This is a genomic window from Kribbella sp. NPDC104740, from assembly GCF_055583505.1.
Genome location: NZ_JBVJNV010000003.1, coordinates 13,458 through 34,396, shown reverse-complemented (window position 1 = coordinate 34,396; position 20,939 = coordinate 13,458). Strand labels below are relative to the sequence as shown.

General features: G+C 70.1%; 16 protein-coding genes. 8 read left to right on the top strand and 8 right to left on the bottom strand.

The annotated features are described in order from the left end of the window. Positions 1-5 precede the first annotated feature (5 nt). Entirely contained in the window at positions 6-4,577 is a 4,572-nt protein-coding gene (locus tag ACZ6Z4_RS16250) for an ATP-dependent helicase (protein WP_465563903.1), read from the bottom strand. Between the two features lie 90 nt (positions 4,578-4,667). Between ACZ6Z4_RS16250 and ACZ6Z4_RS16245 the strand changes: the two genes are divergently transcribed. Further along, positions 4,668-5,762, top strand: coding sequence for an LppM family (lipo)protein (locus ACZ6Z4_RS16245; protein WP_465563900.1), 1,095 nt, complete (start codon positions 4,668-4,670; stop codon positions 5,760-5,762). Beyond that, positions 5,759-5,953 (top strand): DUF3046 domain-containing protein, encoded by a 195-nt coding sequence (locus ACZ6Z4_RS16240; RefSeq protein WP_363670665.1) that lies wholly within the window; start codon positions 5,759-5,761, stop codon positions 5,951-5,953. Before ACZ6Z4_RS16245 ends, ACZ6Z4_RS16240 begins: the two co-directional genes overlap by 4 nt. Positions 5,954-5,975: 22 nt before the next feature. Here the strand turns inward: ACZ6Z4_RS16240 and ACZ6Z4_RS16235 are convergent, their stop codons facing one another. The 3 genes from ACZ6Z4_RS16235 to ACZ6Z4_RS16225 form a co-directional block, all read right to left on the bottom strand. After that, complete coding sequence (locus ACZ6Z4_RS16235) at positions 5,976-8,093, bottom strand: MMPL family transporter (protein ID WP_465563895.1); 2,118 nt, start codon at positions 8,091-8,093, stop codon at positions 5,976-5,978. A gap of 130 nt (positions 8,094-8,223) precedes the next feature. Continuing rightward, on the bottom strand, positions 8,224-8,790 hold the full coding sequence (locus tag ACZ6Z4_RS16230; RefSeq protein ID WP_465563892.1) for a GrpB family protein: 567 nt from the start codon (positions 8,788-8,790) through the stop codon (positions 8,224-8,226). A 40-nt stretch (positions 8,791-8,830) separates the two neighbouring features. Then, positions 8,831-9,622: a hypothetical protein gene (locus tag ACZ6Z4_RS16225; RefSeq protein ID WP_465563889.1), complete on the bottom strand. Its 792-nt coding sequence runs from the start codon at positions 9,620-9,622 to the stop codon at positions 8,831-8,833. A 243-nt stretch (positions 9,623-9,865) separates the two neighbouring features. Between ACZ6Z4_RS16225 and recA the strand changes: the two genes are divergently transcribed. The 6 genes from recA (at position 9,866) to ACZ6Z4_RS16195 (ending at position 18,240) form a co-directional block, all read left to right on the top strand. Then, complete coding sequence (recA, locus tag ACZ6Z4_RS16220) at positions 9,866-10,942, top strand: recombinase RecA (protein ID WP_465563886.1); 1,077 nt, start codon at positions 9,866-9,868, stop codon at positions 10,940-10,942. A 1,792-nt stretch (positions 10,943-12,734) separates the two neighbouring features. Continuing rightward, positions 12,735-13,256, top strand: a complete 522-nt coding sequence (locus ACZ6Z4_RS16215) for a regulatory protein RecX (protein WP_363670655.1) — start codon at positions 12,735-12,737, stop codon at positions 13,254-13,256. A gap of 1,011 nt (positions 13,257-14,267) precedes the next feature. Next, positions 14,268-14,762 carry an NUDIX domain-containing protein gene (locus ACZ6Z4_RS16210; protein ID WP_465563882.1) on the top strand — a complete coding sequence of 165 codons (495 nt, stop codon included), beginning with the start codon at positions 14,268-14,270 and terminating at the stop codon, positions 14,760-14,762. A 202-nt stretch (positions 14,763-14,964) separates the two neighbouring features. Next, the gene (locus tag ACZ6Z4_RS16205) at positions 14,965-15,375 is read left to right on the top strand and encodes an antitoxin (protein ID WP_465563879.1); all 411 of its coding nucleotides are present in this window, start codon (positions 14,965-14,967) and stop codon (positions 15,373-15,375) included. A 505-nt stretch (positions 15,376-15,880) separates the two neighbouring features. After that, positions 15,881-17,692, top strand: a complete 1,812-nt coding sequence (gene rny / locus ACZ6Z4_RS16200) for a ribonuclease Y (protein ID WP_465563876.1) — start codon at positions 15,881-15,883, stop codon at positions 17,690-17,692. 59 nt (positions 17,693-17,751) lie between these two features. After that, positions 17,752-18,240, top strand: coding sequence for a GNAT family N-acetyltransferase (locus ACZ6Z4_RS16195; protein WP_465563873.1), 489 nt, complete (start codon positions 17,752-17,754; stop codon positions 18,238-18,240). Here the strand turns inward: ACZ6Z4_RS16195 and ACZ6Z4_RS16190 are convergent. The 4 genes from ACZ6Z4_RS16190 to ACZ6Z4_RS16175 all read right to left on the bottom strand — a co-directional run bounded on the left by ACZ6Z4_RS16190 (position 18,237) and on the right by ACZ6Z4_RS16175 (position 20,896). Further along, positions 18,237-18,611, bottom strand: coding sequence for a nuclear transport factor 2 family protein (locus ACZ6Z4_RS16190; RefSeq protein ID WP_465563870.1), 375 nt, complete (start codon positions 18,609-18,611; stop codon positions 18,237-18,239). The two genes, ACZ6Z4_RS16195 and ACZ6Z4_RS16190, sit on opposite strands and share 4 nt — an antisense overlap. 54 nt (positions 18,612-18,665) lie before the next feature. Then, positions 18,666-18,959 (bottom strand): DUF6458 family protein, encoded by a 294-nt coding sequence (locus ACZ6Z4_RS16185; RefSeq protein ID WP_465563867.1) that lies wholly within the window; start codon positions 18,957-18,959, stop codon positions 18,666-18,668. 129 nt (positions 18,960-19,088) lie between these two features. Then, a complete protein-coding gene (locus ACZ6Z4_RS16180; RefSeq protein WP_465563864.1) occupies positions 19,089-20,252 on the bottom strand; it encodes an acyl-CoA dehydrogenase family protein in 1,164 nt (387 codons plus the stop codon). A 68-nt stretch (positions 20,253-20,320) separates the two neighbouring features. Further along, entirely contained in the window at positions 20,321-20,896 is a 576-nt protein-coding gene (locus tag ACZ6Z4_RS16175) for a DUF1707 SHOCT-like domain-containing protein (RefSeq protein ID WP_465563860.1), read from the bottom strand. Positions 20,897-20,939: the final 43 nt, after the last annotated feature.

Here is a 20,939-nt window from a genome sequence, read left to right as displayed (position 1 = left end):
CCGCCTCAGACGCGCAGCCGCAGCCCGCGCGGCGTCGCGTGGAAGCCCGCCTTCGCGAGCGCGTCGCCGAACGCCGTGTGCCGCACCTGCTCGCCGTCCGCGGTCTCGACGCTCAGCTTGCCGAGGTGCCCGTCCCTGATCGCGAGCGCGAGCGCGTCGACGCCCGGCTGCAGCATCTCCGGATCCTCGGTGAAGCTCAGCACCGTCCGCCCGCCACGCTCGACGTACACGATCAGCTTCCCGTCGACGAGCACGACCAGCGCGCCCGCCTTCCGCCCGGGCCGATGCCCGCCCGCGTTCTCCCGCTCGGGCCACGGCAGCGCAGCGCCGTACGGGTTCGCAGGATCCGAAGCAGCCAGTACGACGGCGCGCGCCGCCGAGTCCTCGCGTCCGCCGCCCGGCGCGCCGTCAGCGAGCGCCCGTAGTCGATCGACAGCGCCAGGAAGCGCGAACTGCGCCGCTCCCAGCCCAGCCACGAAGTACCCACGCCGGCAACGCCCCGACTCCTCGAAGGCGCTCAGAACCTTGTAGACGGCCGCGAACCCACCAGGCGTCCGCTCGGTGATCACCGAGCCGCGCGTGACGATCCCGTACCGATCGAGCAGCGTCTCGGCCGCCGCGTGCGCCCGACGGGTCGCGTCCTCGCTGCGCTCCGGCAGCAGCGACCAGCGCCCACCAGCCGTCGGCGGACCACTCCGCGCCGGCATCGACGGACGCCCCGGCCGTGGCGCGCGCCCGGGCCGGGCACGTGGCGTCGCCCGTCGCGTCTTGTGACTCCCGCGACCTCCGCTCACCAACGCACGCACCGGCGCCAACGTGTCGTTGGTCAGATGCCCGGCCCACACGAGATCCCACAGGATCCCGACCATCGTCTCGTCATCCACCACTCCGTTCGCAGCGCCGACTGCATCGCTGAGCTGACGGAAGAAGAACGCGCCACCACCCGACAACGCATCCAGCACCGCCTGATGCGTCTCGCCGAGCTCGAGCGATGGATCCGGATCAGGCAGCGTCAGATCGCAGTTGTCCGCCAGATGCAGCGAGACCCAGCCATCAGTCCCCGGCAGCGAACCCGACCCCGCCCAGATCACCTCACCCGTCGCGGTCAGCTCGTCGAGCATCGACGGCTGATATCCAGGCACGCGCGCTGGCAGCACGATCGACTCCAGCGCCGATCCTGGCACAGCACATCCTGCCAACTGCTCGATCGCGCCGAGCAGTACGTCGTACCCGCGACCGCGACTGCTCGTGATCCCTTGCCAGGCAGGCAGGAACCGCGCCAGCGCAGCAGGCTCGACCGGCTCGACCTCCTTGCGCAGCGTGGCCAGCGACCGCCGCCGCAGCAGCCGGAGGATCTCGCTGTCGCACCACTCCATCGCGATGCCACCCGGCAGGAACTCTCCCTCGACCACCCGGCCGGCAGCACCGAGCCGCCGCAGCGCATCCGTCACCACCGCGACGCCGATGCCGAGATGAGTCGCCAGATCCACCGCCCGGAACGGTCCGTGCGTCCGCGCATAGCGCGAGACGAGATCACCTAGAGGATCAGCAACCGATTCGGCATGGGCCTCGGCCACGCCAGGAGGCACCGGTACGCCGAGCGCATCGCGCAGCCGTGCAACGTCCTCGACGACAGCCCACCGATGCTCGCCCGCGATCCGAACCCGAACCACCCGCCGAGCCGCCGCCAGCTCCGTCAGCCACGCCTCCGCATCCGACCCGTCAACGCACCGCTGACCGGCTTCGTGCACCGACAACGGCCCGACCAGTCGCAGTACGTCGAACAGTCCCTCCGCGTTGCGCGCCCGACGATCCTCGGCCAGCCGCTGCAGCTCGGCCTCGGTCCGCAGTACGACCTCGGCGTCGAGCAGCTCCCGCAGCTCCGTCCGGCCCAGCAGCTCGGCCAGCAAGCTCTGATCGAGCGCCAGCGCGGCCGCTCGCTTCTCGGCCAGCGGCGCGTCGCCCTCGTACATGAAGGCGCCCACGTACCCGAAGAGCAGCGACTTCGCGAACGGCGACGCCTCCGGGGTCTCCACCTCGACGACCGAGATCCGGCGCTCACCGATCCCGGTCAGCAGATCCTTCAGCGCGCTCAAGTCGTAGACGTCCTGCAGCACCTCGCGCAGCGTCTCCAGCACGATCGGGAACGACCCGTACTTGCTGGCAACGCTCAGCAGCTGCGCCGACCGCTGCCGCTGTTGCCACAACGGCGACCGCTTGCCCGGATTGCGCCGCGGCAGCAGCAACGCCCGCGCGGCACACTCGCGGAAACGTGCCGCGAACAGCGCGGACCCGCCGACCTCCGCGGTCACCAGATCCTCGATCTCGGTCGGGTCGAACAGCACGAGATCCGCGCCCGGCGGCGGCTCGTCGGTCTCCGGCAACCGGAGCACGATCCCGTCGTCACCCGAAACCGACTGGGCGTCCATCCCGTACCGCTCGCGCAGCCGGGCGGCGATCGCCAGCGCCCACGGGCCGTGCACCTGCCCGCCGTACGGCGAATGGATGCAGACCCGCCAGTCGCCCAGCTCGTCGCGGAACCGCTCGACCACGATCGTCACGTCGTCGGGCACCCGGCTGGTCGCCTCGCGCTGCTCGCCGAGGTACGCCACCAGGTTGTTCGCCGCGTACTCGTCGAGCCCCGCGTCGCGCGCCCGTTTGATCGCCTTGGCGGGCGAGAGCGACGCCATCGTCCGCACGAACGCGCCGGTCGCCGCACCGAGCTCGGCCGGCCGGCCCACCGCGTCGCCCTTCCAGAACGGCAACCGCCCGGGCTGGCCAGGCGCGGGGGAGACCAGCACCCGGTCGTGGGTGATGTCCTCGATCCGCCAGCTGGACGCGCCGAGCGTGAACACGTCGCCGACCCGCGACTCGTAGACCATCTCCTCGTCCAGCTCGCCGACCCGATGGTTCGTCGACTCGCCGACCAGGAAGACGCCGAACAGCCCGCGGTCCGGGATCGTGCCGCCGCTGGTCACCGCGAGCCGCTGCGCGCCTGGGCGACCGGAGATCTCGCCGCTGACCCGGTCGAACACGATCCTCGGCCGGAGCTCGGCGAACTCGTCCGACGGGTAGCGCCCCGACAACATGTCGAGCACGCCGTCGTACGCCGAACGCGGCAGCGTCGCGAACGGGGCGCACCGGCGTACGAGGTTGTACAGCTCGTCGACGTCGATCGTGTCGAGCGCGACGATGGAGACGATCTGCTGCGCCAGCACGTCGAGCGGGTTGGCTGGGATGTGCAGGCTCTCGATCAGTCCGTCGCGCATCCGCTGCACCACGACGGCCGTGTCGACCAGGTCGCCACGGAACTTCGGGAACAGCACGCCGCGCGACGTCGCACCCACCTGGTGACCGGCGCGCCCGACCCGCTGCAACCCACTCGCGACCGACGGCGGCGCCTCGACCTGGATCACCAGGTCGACCGCGCCCATGTCGATGCCCAGCTCGAGACTGCTCGTCGCGACCACGCACGGCAGCCGCCCGGACTTCAGATCGGCCTCGATCAGCGCCCGCTGCTCCTTGCTCACCGAGCCGTGGTGCGCCCGCGCGATCAGCGGTGGCGCGGCCAGGGAGGCCCCCGACTGCGCCATCACCTGCGCCGGTGAACCCGCCTCGGCGAGCTCCAGCTCGGCCCGCTCGGCGGCGATCTCGTTGAGCCGCGCGGTGAGCCGCTCGGCCAGGCGGCGTGAGTTCGAGAAGACGATCGTCGAGCGGTGCGTGGAGATCAGGTCGAAGACGTGCTCCTCGACGTGCGGCCAGATCGACGCGTGCTGCGGTGGACCGGCGGCCGAACCCGACGTCTCGATCTCCGTGCTCGCCAGCTCGGCCATGTCCTCGACCGGTACGACGACGCTCAGGTCCCACTGCTTGGTGAACTTGGGCTGGACCACGGTCACCGGCCGCTCGCCGCCGAGGAACCGGGCGATCTCCTCGACCGGCCGGACCGTTGCCGACAGCCCGATCCGCTGGGCGGGCTTGGGCAGCAGCGCGTCGAGCCGCTCGAGCGTCAGCGCCATGTGCGCGCCGCGCTTGGTCCCGGCGACCGCGTGCACCTCGTCGACGATCACCGTCTCGACTCCGCGCAGCGACTCCCGCGCCTGCGACGTCATCATCAGGAACAGCGACTCCGGCGTGGTGATCAGTACGTCGGACGGCCGCCGCGCGAACCGCTGCCGTTCGCTCGCGGGCGTGTCCCCGGACCGCACCGCGACCTCGACGTCGCCCGGCGCCTCACCCAGCCGGCGCGCGGTCTCACGGATCCCGATCAGCGGGGCGCGCAGGTTCCGCTCGACGTCGACCGCGAGCGCCTTCAGCGGCGAGACGTAGAGCACCCGGCAGCGCAGCTTGGGGTCGTCGGGCGGGGGAGTGCTGGCCAGCCGGTCCAGCGCCCACAGGAACGCCGCCAGCGTCTTGCCCGAACCGGTCGGCGCGACCACCAGCGCGTCCCGGCCCGCGGTGATCGCGTCCCACGCCTCGAGCTGGGCCGGGGTGGCCGCTTCGAAGACGTCGCCGAACCACGCCCGGGTCGCGGGCGAGAAGCGGCTCAACGCGGTGGACTTCTGCACGTTCACCATCTTGCCGGGTCCCTCCGACAGTTTCCGGTCAGACGCCTCAGGTACCCGCCCGGACACGTTCTGTCCCCCTGGTCTGGAATGATCGGTGTCATGAAGAACCGCTTGCGCATGGCGCTCGTGCTCGGGGCGTGCCTGGTCGGGCTGACCGGGTGCGTGAACCTCGACGCCGACCTGAAGGTGAACTCCGACGAGACCGTCTCGGGGTCCATGAAGATCGGTGTCGACAAGAAGCTGGTCGAGTCCAGCGGCCAGTCGCTGGACGCCATCCGCAAGCAGGTCGACGAGCAGATCAAGAAGACGGCGACCGCCGGCGTCACCTGCAAGCCGTACGAGGACGACAGCTACGTCGGCTCGGACTGCAGCTTCGACAACGTCCCGTTCAGCGACATGGGGTCGTCGACGGCCGGCGGGGTCGGCTTCCGCAAGGACGGCGACAAGTTCGTCGTCAGCGTCAAGGACGCGAACCTGGGCGGCCAGATCCCGTCGAGCGTCCAGCCGGTGGTCAAGTTCAAGATCACGATGCCGGGCAAGATCCTCGAGCACGACGACGGCGCGCAGATCAGCGGCCGGACGGCGACGTACGACAGCCTGGACAAGCTCGGCAAGGTCTCGCTGACCTCCGAGGCCGGCAGCGCGTTCCCGATCTGGGCGATCGTGCTGATCGCCGTGCTGGTGCTCCTGGCCGTGGCCGCGGTGGTGTTCTTCGTCCTGCGTGGCAAGAAGAAGCAGCAGCAGTACCCAGGCGGTGGGCAGTACGGGCAGTACCCGGGTCAGCCGCAGCCGGGTCAGTGGGGCCCGCAGGGTCCCGGTCAGTACGGCGGCCCGCAGGGCGGTCCTGGTCAGTACGGGCAGCAGCCGGGGCCGTACGGTCAGCCTGGTCCGCAATACGGGCCTCCTGGCGGTCCGCAGTACCCGGGCCAGCCGCAGTACCCCGGACAGCCTCAGCAGGGTCAGCCCGGCCAGTGGGGCGGGCAGCAGCAGCCGCCGCCTCAGCAGGGCGGGCAGGGCTGGGGTCAGCCGCCGCACCAGCAGCAGCCTCCGCAGCAGGGTGGCTGGGGTCAGCCCCCGCAGCAGGGCCAGCAGCCGCCGCCCCAGCAGGGTCAGCCTCCTCAGCAGGGTCAGCCGCCGCAGCAGGGGCAGCAGCCTGGATGGGGCCGCCCGCCGCAGGATGACGGGCGGGCATGAGGCTCACCGAGTTCTGGGAACGGATGGACCACGCGCTCGGCGCGTCGTACTCGAGGACCTGGGCCGAGACCCAGGTGATCAGCGGTCTCGGCGGGCGTACGGTCGCCGAGGCGCTGGCCGAGGGCGAGCACGCCAAGACGGTCTGGCGGGCCGTCTGGTCGCACCTCCAGCTACCACCCAGCGAGCGCTGACACGTGTGGCGAGCAGCAGAACCTAGCTGCTCGCCAGAGTCGTCTCCGGCTCGCGCACCGACGTCTCCGGTTCGGGATCACGCTTCTGAGCGAGCTTGCTCGGCCACCATAGGTGCCGGCCGATGTCCAGGTTCAGCGCGGTCACCAGCACCGACCGGACCACGATCGTGTCCAGCAGCACGCCCAGTGCCACAGCGATCCCGATCTCGGCGAACGCCACCAGCGGCAGCGTCGCCAGTACGGCGAACGTCCCCGCCAGCACCAGTCCCGCCGACGTGATCACCCCGCCGGTCGCCGCGACCCCGATGAGCGCACCGCGCCGGGTGCCGTGCTGCTTGGCCTCCTCGTGCACACGGGTCATCAGGAAGATGTTGTAGTCGATGCCCAGCGCCACCAGGAACACGAAGACGAACAGAGGCAGCGACGTGTCCGCTCCCTCGAACCCGAGCACGTGGTGGAAGACCAGCGAGCTGATGCCGAGCGCGGCCCCGAACGACAGCACGACGGTCGCCACGAGCAGCACAGGTGCCAGCAGCGACCGCAGCAGCAGCGCCAGGATCAGCAGCACCACAGCCAGTACGACGGGGATGATCACCTTGTTGTCGTGGGCAGCAGCCCGCTGAGTGTCCAGCAGGATCGCCGTACCGCCGCCGACGAGTGCGTCCGCACCAGGTACGGCGTGGACGGCTGCGCGCGCCCGGTCGACGGTGTCCTTCGCCGCCTGGCTGTCTGCTGGGTCCTGCAGCGTCCCCTCGATGTAGGCGACCCCCTCCGCCGACTGCGGCTCAGCGACGGCAGCAACGCCCGGTGTCGACCTGAGGGCAGCACTGACGCTAGCGGCCTGGTCCGCGTTGCTGACGACGACCAGCGGGTTGCCAGCGCCGGCAGGGAAGTGTGCGGCGACGATGCGCTCGCCGATGACGGAGTCCGGCGTACCGGTGAAGGACTCCTCGTTCGAGAGCCCGTCCGGGTTCAGGGACAGCATGCCGAGTGCTGCTGCGCCCAGCAGGACAGTGGTCGTCACCCACGTCAGCCGCGGCCGCACAGCAATCCGGCGACCGATGCGACCCCAGACGCTCGTCTCGGTGTGGTCCTCCGACCCGTACGCCGGCCGGAGCGGCCAGAAGACCCAGCGGCCGCAGATGACGAGCAGCGCGGGCAGCAGCGTCAGCATGGCCAGCAGGGCAACGACGATGCCGACTGCCGCGACCGGACCGAGCCCGCTGGTCGAGTTCATCGAGGCCAGCAGCAAACAGAGCATCCCGGCGACCACTGTGGAGCCAGAGGCAACGATGGCCGGGCCGGAGCGATGCAGCGCGAACGCCATGGCCTCGTGGCGGTCCTGATGTCGACGGAGCTCTTCCCGGTAGCGCGCGACGAGCAGCAGGGCGTAGTCCGTACCGGCGCCGAACACCAGCACAGTAAGGATTCCTGCGCTCTGTGCGTTGACCGTCAGGTCGGCTCTGGTCGCCAGGAGGTAGACCACGGCCTGTGCTGCGAACAGGGCGGTGCCCGCTGAGATCAGCGGGAGCAGCCAGAGCACCGGGCTGCGGTAGGTCAGCAGCAGGATCACGATGACCACCGCGCCCGCCGAATAGAGCAGCTTGCCGTCGATCCCCTCGAACGCTTTCTGAGAGTCGGCAGCTGTCCCGCCGGGCCCGGTGATGTGGAAGCTCAGCCCGTCAGGGCGATCAGCGGCGATCTCCCGGAGCTCAGCAGCGCGCTCACCGAGCACCTCCCAGCCGCCGGAGCCAGCGTTGATCGGCACGAGCACCTGCAGCGCCTGACCGTCCTCCGACGGGATCGGGCCGACTACCTCTCTGTCTACGCCCTCCAGTTCGCCGTACGCCGTGACGTGCGCTGCAACGGCCTGCTGGTCAGCAGGAGTCAGCCCGGATGAGCGCTCGTACACCAGCACGGCCGGGATCTCGTCCGGTGAGGAGAACCGGGCCGTTGCCTGCAGCACCTCGGTGGACTCCGCGTTGCCGGGCAGCCACGACACGGCGTCGTTGTCCTGAGCCCCTGTCAGCTTGCCGGCCGGACCGAAGGACACCGCGATCGCGGCGATCCACAGCACCAGCACGACCCACTTGGACACCTTGCCGCACGGCAGCGCCGCCAGCCGGCCGGTTCCGCTCATCCGAGATCACGCCCCCTGGGGGCAACCGCCCGCCCGCCGTACGTCGGGTCAACGACGGCGGCACCCCCGAATTCAGCGTCCCTGCTGCCGTAGGGGGCGTCAACGAGCCCGGAGTAGTACTGCGATCACGCTACGGCGTCCAGCCAGTCCGGGCCGCCCACTCCTCGGCCGGGAGGTAGATCAGGTCGCAGACCGGGTCCTTGAGGTCGGCGTAGTCGCCCACGTTGTCGAACGGCAGCGCCGCGGCGCGCTGCTTGAACGCGCCGTACGCCGCTGCTGTGTCGGGGTGCGCTCGCAGGTAGTCGCGGAAGAGCAGTGCGTACCGCTGGTTCGCGTGGCCCTCGACGCGGATGTGCAGGTTCACCCGGCGGCGGTACATGGGCTCGACGACGAGGCGCTTGACCCACTGCAGCTCCTCGGGCGGCAGCCCGGGCACCGGGTGGTCGCGGCGTGGCGGCCTGAGCTCCCAGTCGGCGCCGACGAGCAGCTCGGCGGCGTCGTCGAGCTGCGGCTCGCCCGCGACCGTCGCCTGGATGTCGAGCACGTCCTTGGACGCCAGGCCGGGGACGGCGGTCGACCCGATGTGGTCGACGCGGATCACGGTGTCGCCGACGATCCGGCGGACGGCGTCGGCCGTCTTCTCGAACTGCGCGGCCCAGGTGGGGTCCGGGCGGACGATGGTGATCGACGAGCTCATGTCCTGATCATTCCAGGGCGGACACGGCTCGGACAGGCGTTCAGACCGGTTTGACGCGGAAGGAGCTGTTGGTCAGCAGGTCCGCGGCGGCGTACGCGGCCTTCTTGATGCCCTTGCGCTCGTCGAAGAAGCCGCCGACCACGCCGACCGCCGGGAGCTTGCCGATGGCCCGGGCGCCCAGGCTGCCGCGCGGGCGGTCCTCGAAGACCTCGCCGAGGCCGCCGAGCAGCTTGGAGATCCGCCAGACCAGCCGCACGCCCTGGCGCAGGCCGCGCTCCTCCGACTCGTCGCCGAGCCCCAGCTGCTTGGCGACGTCCTGGCCGGCCTCGGTCGGGTCGTCGTACCGGAGTACGTCGTCCGGTGTGATCGGCCGGTTGGTCAGGACGCGCGCGATGATCGCCGTACGGTCGGCATGCGCTTCTACGCCGTACTCGCGGCAGACGGCGCCGATCACCATGGCCTGTACGGCGGCGCCGAGGGTGTCCTTGATCGGGAGCGCGTCGGCGGCCGCGCCGCTGAGCCGGGGGAGCCCGGCGACCACTGCGGCGAACCCGCCGAGCCGGTCGACCCACCAGTCGCAGCGCTTGGCCAGCGGGAGCGTCGGCCACTCCGCGTGGCCGGGTACCTTCATCTGGAGCAGGCGGTCGATGGCCACGATCAGCGCCTTCTCGGCCAGGTTCGGCTGCTCCTGGGCGGAGTACTCGGCCAGGGTGGTGCGGATGCCGAAGGGGTCCTGCGTGCGGAGCGCGTCGAGCACCGAGTCGATGCCGAACTCGACCCGGCTGAGCGCGAGGACGACGGCGGAGTCGGGGACGTCGGGACGGTCGGTCACGCTGGTCAGCGTAGGCGCCGGCGGGTTCTCGGGAGTTGTCGGCGTGTCAGTTGTGGTTCGAACACGTGTTCGGGTTATTTTGTGCCGTACGGGATTCGCTGGACGAGGCCCGGGTTGTCCACAGATTCAGGACGGCTCCGGAAATTGTCGGTGCGAACCCATACCTTCTCTGACGACAACGAAATTCCTCCGGGCGGCTGGGACAGCGGCCCGAAACGACTAGATGGGTCAGGTGGCAGTCAGATGGCTGGTGCAGCAGCGAGTGCGGAGCGGGCCGCGGCGGATCGCGAGAAGGCGCTGGCGACCGCGCTGACGCAGATCGAGCGGCAGTGCGGCAAGGGCTCCGTGATGCGGCTGGGTGAGCAGGGCAAGGCGCCGATCGAGGTCATCCCGACCGGGTCGATCGCGCTCGACATCGCGCTCGGGATCGGTGGTCTGCCGCGCGGTCGCGTGGTGGAGATCTACGGTCCGGAGTCCTCGGGTAAGACGACCGTCGCGCTGCACGCCGTCGCCAACGCCCAGCGGGCCGGCGGCATCGCCGCCTTCATCGACGCCGAGCACGCGCTCGACCCCGACTACGCCCGCAAGCTCGGCGTGGACACCGACGCCCTGCTGGTCTCCCAGCCGGATTCCGGTGAGCAGGCGCTGGAGATCGCCGACATGCTGATCCGCTCCGGCGCGATCGACATCGTCGTGATCGACTCGGTGGCCGCGCTGGTGCCGCGCGCCGAGATCGAGGGCGAGATGGGTGACAGCCACGTCGGTCTGCAGGCCCGGCTGATGAGCCAGGCGCTGCGGAAGATGACCGGTGCGGTCAGCGGGACCAACACGACCGCGATCTTCATCAACCAGCTGCGCGAGAAGATCGGCGTGATGTTCGGCTCCCCGGAGACCACGACCGGTGGTAAGGCGCTGAAGTTCTACGCCTCGGTGCGGCTGGACGTCCGCCGGATCGAGTCGCTGAAGGACGGTACCGACTTCGTCGGCAACCGGACCCGGGTCAAGGTCGTGAAGAACAAGGTGGCCCCGCCGTTCAAGCAGGCCGAGTTCGACATCATCTACGGCCAGGGCATCAGCCGCGAAGGCAGCCTGCTGGACCTTGGCGTCGACCAGGGCTTCGTCCGCAAGGCCGGCGCCTGGTTCACCTACGAGAGCGACCAGCTCGGCCAGGGCCGCGAGAACGCGCGCAACTTCCTGCGCGACAACCCCGACCTGGCCAACGAGCTGGAGAAGAAGATCAAGGAGAAGATGGGCATCGGCCAGGGCGGCGACGCCGCGGCCGACGCCACGCCGCCGGTCGAGGTCGATGTCGACTTCTGACCCCCAGCCCGCCACCGGCCTCACCCAGGCCGAGCGACTGGCGTTGGCCCGCCGGCTCCTAGCCAACGGGCCAACGGGCTCCACCCTCTGGGATCCCGAGAATGCGCGGGACTCCAGCTCGCCTACCGCTGGGTCGGCGTCTTCGGACGCCGACCGGGCGGAGGGTTCTACATCGGGCGCCGCCGGGCGGCCTGCGGCTGGCGCTCGTTCATCGGCGACTCAAGGCGCCGATGCGGCGGGCCTGTCGAGTGCGCCCTCCGAGTACGGCGGTGCGCAGGCGGTCGGCTCTGGAGACGCAGCGGCCGGTGGGGCTAGCGCTCTATCTGCTGCCGAGCCAGGTGCCGACTCGGTCGCCGAGCCAGGTGCCGACTCGGTCGCCGAGCCAGATGCCGGTTCGGTCGCCGAGCCTGGTGCGGGATCGGTTGTCGGGGCTGACGCCGGATCAGCCGCCGCGTCCGGTGCCACACCGGCCGCCGAGGCTGGTGTCGTACCGCCCGTCGAGGGGCGCGCTGCGTCGCGCCGTACGTCATCGCGAGAGGCGGCGTCGGAGAGCGCCCGCCGTACACCACGCAAATCTTCGGCACGCCGACTCGCCAACGATGACGACGACGGCTGGCCAACCAGCGAACGCCGCTCCGGGGCGGTCTCCGGCATTCGCGCGTCTGCGCCCGAGCTCCCCGATCCGTGGGACACGCTCGAAGAAGAAGCTCGCAAGAAGAAGTCCCGCCGTGCGTCCGCTCAGGAAGAGCCCGACCCGTGGGACTCCTTGGTGCCTCCGACGTCCGGCACCCAGACCCCGGCCTCCGACGAGCCGGACCCGTGGGACTCGCTGACCTCGAACACCTCCAAGCGCCAGGCGCCGGCCGACGAGGCTGACCCATGGGACGACCTCGAACCCAAGCCCGCGAAGGCTCGCAGCGGCCTGCGGGGCGCGCGTACATCGGGCGACGGCGTCGTACAGCCGACTGATGACGCGCATGATGCGGACGCCTTCTCCCGCGCCAACGCTGCGGATACCTTCTCCCGCGGTGATGTGCCGCCGTCTGAAGAGTCGTCCGATGCAGCTTCGTCGCAGGCATCGACTTCATCCCGGGCATCGGCGCGAAGCGGGAACACCGGCCGTGCCTCGGCGAGCCGCGGAGGCGCTGAGCGAACCGCGGCAGCTCGTGGGCGCGGTGAGCGTGCTGCGCGCGGGATTGATGACAGCGCCGCGGCGAGTCGTAGTGGCGAAGGGCGAGGCTCGGCGGGAGGTGCAGATGCCGGGCGTGGTGGTGCGCCGGGTACTGGTGAGAGCGCGGCGGCGAGTCGTAGTGGCGACGGTCGTGGCTCCGCGGGGCGTGTAGATGCTGAGCTTGCGTCACGGGATTCTCTGCGGGGCGCAGGTGCGGCGGTGGGGCGCGGTGGTGACGAGCAGGCTTCGGTGGAACGCTCGGGTGCTGGGCGTGGTTCGGCGGCGAGTGCGAGCGGTGGCAGCAGGAACACGGGACGTGCAGGTGCCGAGCGCGCGTCAGAGGATCTCCTCGGTGGCGCGGGTGCGACGGCGGGACGCGATGATGCTGAGCAGGTCTCGGTGGAACGCTTGGGTGCTGGGCGTGGTTCGGCGGCGCGTGGGAGTGGTGAGGCTGCGCGTGCGAGAGGTGAGGCTGCGACGACTGGCCGGTCGGGGAGTGAATCCGCGGGTGGTTCGGGGCGGAGTGGGCGGTCTGGGCGGCGGCCGACTCGGGGGTTTGGTGGGCGGTCGCGGCGGGGAGGTCGCGATGGGGCCGAGCCGGGTACGCCGGCGGATCCGGCGTTGGATCGGGAGGCCGATCCGTATCAGGTGGCGCGGACGATTCTGCTCGACAAGCTGACGGGGCAGCCGCGGACTCGGGCTGAGCTGGCCGACGTACTGGCTGATCGGGAGATCGCTGACGAGGTCGCGGATGAGGTGCTTGATCGGTTCACTGAGGTTGGGCTGATCAATGATGCTGCGTTTGCGACGGCGTGGGTTGAGTCGAGGCATCGTGGGCGGGGGCTTGGCAAGCGGGCGTTGGCTCAGGAGCTTCGGCGTCGCGGGGTGGACGATGAGCTGGCTCGTGATGCGTTGGAAGAGCTTGACTCGTCTCAGGAAGAGGAGACTGCGCGGGCTTTGGTTCGCAAGAAGTTGCGGTCGATGCGGAATCTGGATCGGCAGGTGGCTATGCGTCGGCTCATCGGAATGCTTGCTCGCAAGGGGTACCCGGGTGGGTTGGCGATGACTGTGGTGAAGCAGGAGCTGGCTGCGTCGGACGAAGAGCTGCCGCTCCTCAACGACTCGGGGCTTGAAGCGGAGTAGATCCGAACGTGCGCGATGGTGGTCGCCTACGCGGGGCGCTGCTCTTGCTGTTCGGGTTGTCTGCGCTGTGTCGCATTGCGGGTATGGCGTCGACTTGTGGCTCGCAGCCTGCTGCAGCGTCGGGGTGTACGGCGCGTGTGAGTTCCGCGCAGCTCGGCGCCCAGACGCGACGCCCTGCGCCTTGCCGTCGGGACGTCGAACGTGAGCGTGATCGACGACGGCATCAGCATCATCATCTTCGGTTATGGCTGCTGCCTTGTGCGGCTTCAGTTCCGAGGCGGCACTTGATGGCGAAGCGGGCGCGCGCCGGCTGGCAGGGCAGGGCACGCTCAACCTGGTGCAGGCATGACGACGTGCGACGTCGGGCACCTTGGGCTGCTATCGCACCCCGGCGCTGCGGAGAAGGCGGCGGCGAAGACGGGGCAGGCGTTGTCGACGCGGATCTTTCGCCGAGATGCTCGCGTCCGAGGTTGTCTCCGAGGCGCATTCTGTCTGCTGTGTCATCTCTATCCACGCCTGTGACCACGTGACCTCGCTTGGCGTGGTGGCGGACGGCGTGGCCAGGTCGGTGGTGCGGCCGTGTGGCAGAAGGCGCGGTGTGGGTCGGTGGTGCGGCTTGGTGGCGGAAGGCGTGTGGATCGGTGGTGCGGCCGTGGTGATGGCAGCGGCGGGTGGGTGCGAGAGAGGTAGCCGAGGTCGTCCGTGCCCGGGCTCTGGGCGGTGGGGCGTGCGTTGGGGTGGCGGTGCGGGTGAGGGAGCACCTTGGGGTCGGCGGTACGGGTCGGGTGAGCTGTGTAGGTGAGGGAGCGCATCCGGGGTCGGCAGTGCGGGTGGGCGCGAGGGGAGTCGGTGCGGTGGTCGGCCGGGCGGTGCGCGTGTTGGGCTGGGAGATGGCGGTGGCTGAGGGCAACTGGTGGTGGTCGTGGCTCAGAGCAACGGGCTCGGGGTGGGCGGGATAGGTGGGCGGACGGAGCTAGATCGGGTGGACGGGGCGGTCGGCAGACTGGGGGGATGGGATATGTCGGGTCTTACCTGTGGAAGTTGCGGGAGCGGGTGGGGAGTGAGCTCCTGTTGATGCCGGGGGCTCAGGTGGTGGTGGTCGGGGAGGGGGCGCGGGTTTTGTTTCAGCGGCGGCGGGATTCGGGGTTGTGGGAGGTGCCGGCGGGGGCTGCGGAGCCGGGGTTGAGTTTTCGGGGGACTGCGGTGCGGGAGGTGTTCGAGGAGGCGGGGTTGCGGGTTCGGGAGGGGGATCTGGTGCCGTTCGGGTCGTTGTCGGAGCCTGAGGTGCACGAGATCACGTATCCGAACGGGGATCGGGTGCATTGCTTTGCGTTGCTGTTCGAGGCTCGGGTTTGGGAGGGGGAGGTTCGGGTGGGGGTGGATGAGGTGACCGAGGCTGGGTTCTTCGCTGTGGACGATCCGCCGGGGGAGTTGCAGGGGCAGACGGAGGTGGTGCTGGGGCTTTATCGGGAGTACTTGCGGAGTGGGGTGTTTCAGGGGCGGTGAGGGGGATTTTCCGCGGTTCGGGGCGGGAAAGTGGGGGCTCGGGTGGGGTGGTGGGGCGGGTTGCAATGCGTGGGGTGGACGGCGAGGGATGTTGACGGGTGTCGGGTACGGGTGTGTCATCCGAAGGAGAGACCGGCTTGGCGTCGGTCGTAGGCTGGGATTTTCGTTGAGATCCGCCCCTGACACCTCTTTGGAGGGTGCAATGAACGATTTCCAGGAACAGGCGAAGAACTGGCTCCGGAACGTCGTCAAGCAGAACCCGGACAAGATCAAGGCAGGTGTGGAGAAGGCCGGCGACCTGATCGACAAGCAGACCGGGGGCAAGTACGCGGAGAAGGTCGACTCGGTGCAGCAGAAGGTCGGCAACTATGTCGACTCGCAGGCCGGGGAGCAGACCGAGGGGAAGCCGCCGACCGGGCCCGATGACGGGGCACCGGATGCAGGGTCGCAGGCCCCAGGTGCTGGGGACAGCGGTCCCGGGGCGGTCGTCGGGGGCGAGGCGCCGGATGTGAGTGAGAGTGACGCCAGTTCGGCCGGGTCGCGGACCGAAGGTGCTGAGACCGGTGGTACGGCGACCGGTACGTCGGACGGTGGGCTGCCGGGGCCTCGCTAACCAGAGGTACCGAGAGTAAGGCCGCACCCCGGTCCGTGGATGGCGTTCGCGCCTCCGGGCCGGGGTGCCGGCGTTGCAGGGACGGCGTAGCAGGATCGGTGCGAGCGGCAGTGTGTCCGTCTTGACCGTGTGGGGAGGCGCGCTTAGCCTCGGAATCAGTAAGGGGACTGTCCACCCGGACGGTTGATGACATAGCAGAGATCGGCCGGTTGGCCGGAGGCCGGGGTGCGCGCAGGCGTGGTCCGGGGATACGAGACCAGAGCTCTTGCGAGCTTGTCGGCGGTGGGCGTGCAGCCCGGCGCCGAATAGGAACGGACCCGGCGTCCACCGGGGGACGAAGGCCATCGGCGACGGCGGCGAGATCCCGGTGGCGCGTTCCGGCGTACCGTCTGCTGGACGACTCCTCCGACGGTGTGGCCGCGGCCGCTTCTGGAACCGCTGTGTGGTGATCCCTTCGACCAGAGCTGGTCACGCCGGAGGCGTGGCTCGATGAGGGGAGACGCCGGTGCCGCAGTTTTCGGCCGGGCCGTACGCCGTGATCTCGTACGCCGCACCGCTGACGGCGACGTCCGTCGGGCTGGTGGTCGTCGGTCTCCTGGTGGTCGGGTTGCTGGCCTGGATCGGGTTGACGCTGACCCGGCGCAAGGGCGCCGAGGTGGCCGCCGCGGAGGCGAACGCGAAGCTGGAGGCCGCGACCGCGGTCGCCGAGGCGAAGTCGGTCGGGGACCGGATCCGGCGCGAGGCCGAGGACGAGGCGACGCTGCTCAGGACCCGCGTGAAGGAGTCCGAGCAGCAGGCCGAGCTGGTCAAGCGCGAGGCGGAGCAGCGGGCCGAGGAGCTGCGGCGGCAGGCCGAGTCGCGCGCGAAGGAGATCGAGCAGCGCGCCGACGAGGTGCGGCGCCAGTCCGAGGACCGGGCCTCGGAGGTACGGCGTGAGGCCGAGCAGCGCGCGTCCGACGTACGGCGGGACGCCGAGACCGAGGCGCAGTCGATCCGCGACGACCTGCGCGAGCAGCGGCTGGAGATGGAGCGCCGCGAGCACCGGCTGACCGAGCGCGAGGAGCGGCTCGACGAACAGCTGCGCGGGATCGAGGAGCGCCAGAACGAGCTCACCGGCCAGCTCGCCGAGCTCGACCGGCAGCGCGCGGAGATCCGCGACCTGGAGGGCGAACGGCGCCGGATCCTCGAAGGGGTCGCGAACCTGACCAGCGAGCAGGCGAAGGCCGAGCTGGTCGCCGCGCTGGAGACCGAGGCCAAGCGGCACGCGCACACGATCGTCCGCGACATCGAGCGCCAGGCCCAGGACGAGGGCGAGATCAAGGCCCGCAAGATCATCACCGGCGCCGTCCAGCGGCTCGCGTCGGAGCAGACCAGCGAGTCGGTCGTGTCGGTCGTGCACCTGCCGAGCGACGACATGAAGGGCCGGATCATCGGCCGCGAGGGCCGCAACATCAGGTCCTTCGAGCAGACCACCGGCGTCAACCTGATCATCGACGACACCCCCGAAGCGGTGCTGCTGTCCTGCTTCGACCCCGTACGCCGGGAGACCGCGCGGCTGACGCTGGACTCGCTGGTCCTCGACGGCCGGATCCACCCGAGCCGGATCGAGGAGATCTACGAGCGCAGCAAGGGCGAGGTCGCCGAGCTGTGCGAGCGCGCGGCCGAGGACGCGATGGCCGAGGTCGGGATCACCGACCTGCACCCGGAGCTGGTGCGGACGATGGGGCTGCTGCGCTACCGGACGTCGTACGGGCAGAACGTGCTCAAGCACCTGGTCGAGTCGGCGCACATCGCCTCGATGATGGCGGCCGAGCTCGGGCTGGACCCGAAGCTGTGCAAGCGCGGCGCGTTCCTGCACGACATCGGCAAGGCGCTGACGCACGAGTCGGAGGGCAGTCACGCGATCGTCGGGGCCGACCTGGCCCGCAAGTACGGCGAGAACGACGACGTCGTGCACTGCATCGAGGCGCATCACAACGAGGTCGAGGTGCGCACCGTCGAGGCGGTGCTGACCCAGGCGGCGGACGCGGTGAGCGGCGGCCGGCCGGGGGCGCGGCGCGAGTCGCTGGAGGCGTACGTGCAGCGGCTCGAGCGGCTCGAGGAGATCGCGATGCACCACGACGGTGTGGAGAAGGTGTTCGCGATGCAGGCCGGGCGTGAGATCCGGGTGATGGTACTGCCGGACGCCGTCGACGACATCGCCGCGCAGGTGATGGCGCGCGACATCGCCAAGCAGGTCGAGGAGGAGCTGACCTACCCGGGGCAGATCCGGGTCACGGTGGTCCGCGAATCCCGCGCGACCGAGGTCGCCAAGTAGCTGGTGGATCGCGCCGTAATCGGGCTGCGGCTGGGCGGAGAGTTGGCTACGGTCGAAGCGTGCTCGAGATCAGGCCCGCCACCCGCCCCGACGTCGACCGGTTGCTCGCGATCGCCAAGTCACCGGCCCGGCGCGCGCACCTGACGAGTCGCTGGACCGACCACGAGAGCGGCGCCGCCGCGTTCCTGCTCGCGCACGACGGCGGCGAGATCGTCGGGCAGACGAGCCTGCTGGCGACCTCGAAGTACGCCGAGGTCGCCGCGACGTACGGGCCGACCGAGATCAACGGGCTGCACGCGTTCGTGCAGGGTGCGGGGATCGGTTCGGCGCTGATCGCGGCGTCCGAGGAGCTCGCGAGAACGTGGCGGCGGGACACGATCGGGCTCGGTGTCGAGCTGAACAACGCCGGCGCCAAGCGGCTGTACGCGCGGCTCGGCTATCAGCCGCTCGACCTGCAGGTGATCGACGAGTGGACCGAGGTCGATGCCGACGGCACCGTTCTGGTCACGCACGCTGATCCTTGCGAGTACCTGCTGAAGCGCTTCTAACTCGTGTACGGCGCCCGCCAGGCCGGCGGGTCGAACGGCGAGCCGTAGATCCGCGTCTCGCGCGCGATCTGCCCGTCGCGGAACTCGACGACGTTCGCGACGTAGTAGATGTCGCCGCCGTAGTCCGAGCGCCCGAGCACCACGAAGTGGTCGCCCTCGCCGTCGATGCGCTGGATCTCGATCGACGGCGGGTTCGGGTACGCCGACTGCAGCGCGCGCATCGTGTCGCGGCCGACCAGGCGCTCTCCCGACTGTGGCATCTCCAGCACGTAGTCCTCGGCGCGCAGCGCGTGCTCGTCCTCGGCCGACAGCGCCAGGACGCCGTCGGTGGGCCAGAGACGTTCCAGCACCTCACGGTTCGGATCGGTCATCGCGATCACCCCTCCCAGGCTCAGCATGCGCCCGCCGGGAGGGGATCGGGTAGGTCAGCGGTGCTCGTCCTTGTACTCCGTCGGGGTCACGTCGATCTCGTGGTCGAGCGGGTACGCGTGCGGCTCGGTGCTGTACTGCTCCTCGACGCGCGGCTTGATGATGCCGGCCTCGTCGTGCTCGGGGTGGGTGCGGTTGGCGACCCGGTAGGACAGCCACATGCCGGCGATCCCGGCGAGCATGATGACGACGCCGACCACGGTGAAGTCGATCGGGCCCGAGGTGTCGCGGACGGCGAACGCGATGATCGCGCCCGCGGTGACCAGAGCGATTCCGACGCCGATACGCATCCTGTGCCTCCGTTTCCTGGCCGCGCGCGGCCGATCACCTGGGCGGGGGATGGGGTGACGTTGGGTGAGTGGTGCTCACTCCCAGTACCCATCTAGTCCAGTTGGCATGCACAACCAACCAGGCCGGGTTCAGCGGAAAGCGGCCTGCCCGGTCAGCGCCTGGCCGATCACCAGCTGGTGCACCTCCGACGTGCCCTCGTAGGTGAGCACCGACTCGAGGTTGTTCGCGTGCCGGAGCACCGGGTACTCCCCGCTGATGCCGTTCGCGGCCAGGATCGTGCGGCACTCCCGCGCGATCGCGATCGCCTCGCGCACGTTGTTGAGCTTGCCGACGCTGACCTGCTCGGGCCGCAGCGCGCCCTGCTCCTTCAGGCGGCCGAGATGCACGGCGAGCAGAACGCCCTTGTTCAGCTCGACGGCCATGTCGGCGAGCTTCGCCTGCGTCAACTGGTACCCCGAGAGCGGTTTGTCGAACACCTGCCGCTCACCGGCGTACGCCACGGCGGTCTCCAGGCAGTCGCGGGCGGCGCCCATCGCGCCGAAGATGATCCCGAACCGCGCCTCGTTCAGGCAGCCGAGCGGGCCCGACAGCCCGCGCGCCTCCGGCAGCATCGCCGAGCCGGGCAGCCGGACGTCCTCCAGGATCAGCTCGGACGTCACCGAGGCCCGCAGCGACAGCTTGCGGGTGATCTCCGGAGCCGAGAATCCCGGTGTCGACGTCGGTACGACGAAACCGCGCACGCCGTCGTCGGTCCGCGCCCAGACCACCGCGACGTCGGCCACCGAACCGTTGGTGATCCACATCTTCGACCCGTTCAGCACCCAGTCGTCGCCGTCGCGCCGCGCGTTCGTCCGCATCCCGGCCGGGTTCGAGCCGAAGTCGGGCTCGGTCAGCCCGAAGCAGCCGATCGCCTCGCCGGCCGCCATCCGCGGCAGCCACTCGGTCTTCTGGTCCTCGCTGCCGTACTTCCAGATCGAGTACATCGCGAGCGAGCCCTGGACCGAGACCAGCGACCGCATGCCCGAGTCGGCCGCCTCGATCTCCAGGCAGGCCAGCCCGTACGCGACTGGGCCGAGGCCGGCGCACCCGTACCCCGTCAGGTGCATACCGAGCAGCCCGAGCGCGCCGAGCTCCTTGGCCAGCTCACGCGCCGGGATCGACGCTGTCTCGAACCATTCGGGCAGCGCTGGGCGCAGGCGCTCGTCGGCGAACCGGCGAGTGGTCGCGCGGATGGCGACCTCCTCCTCGGTGAGCAGGGAGTCGACGTCGACGAGATCCAGCGAAACGGTCATGAAGTCAAACTATCCGCAACGACGCCCGCCGGGCTCGGGGTCATCCACAGACCCGGCTGTGGAACTCCTCACTTGCTGTAGAACGGCCACCACCAACGCCGCTTGCGCGGGTGCCGCACGGTGACCGAGCTCCACTTCGCCTGCCCACTGATGATCAGCCGTACGCCGTCCCGCCCGGCTGGGCCGGTCTTGTTGTTGGTCGAGCTGCCGGTGACGTCGATCTCGTCGATGTTCACCACCCAGCCCGGCGGCACGATCACGGTCATCGAGCTGTGCTTCAGCTGTGCGTCGACGTGCACTTCGGGCCGGCGGACGACCGCGTCGGTGAAGTCGAGCTTCATGCTCGAGTGCTCGGCCAGCGCGACGACGCGTGCCGGGACCTGCCAGGCGCCTTCCCGCTTCTGCGAGCTGTGCTTGGCCCGGATCGTCAGGTCGGTCCCGGTGGCTGGCTCGGCGGGGACCAGGTCGGCGGTCGCTGCCCGCAGCTCGATCTCGGTCTTGGCGGCGTACACCTGGGTCAGCCGCTGGTCCAGCTCCTCGAAATCGAGACGCCCGTCGCCGTGGGCTTCCTGGACGACCGACGCGGCCTCTTCCCGGTCGCGGTCGGAGGCACGGCGGGCGGGCGGGGGCTGCTCCAGACTCATGGGTCAAAGGTATCGCCGACACCCGGTCGAAAGCGCTGTCCAC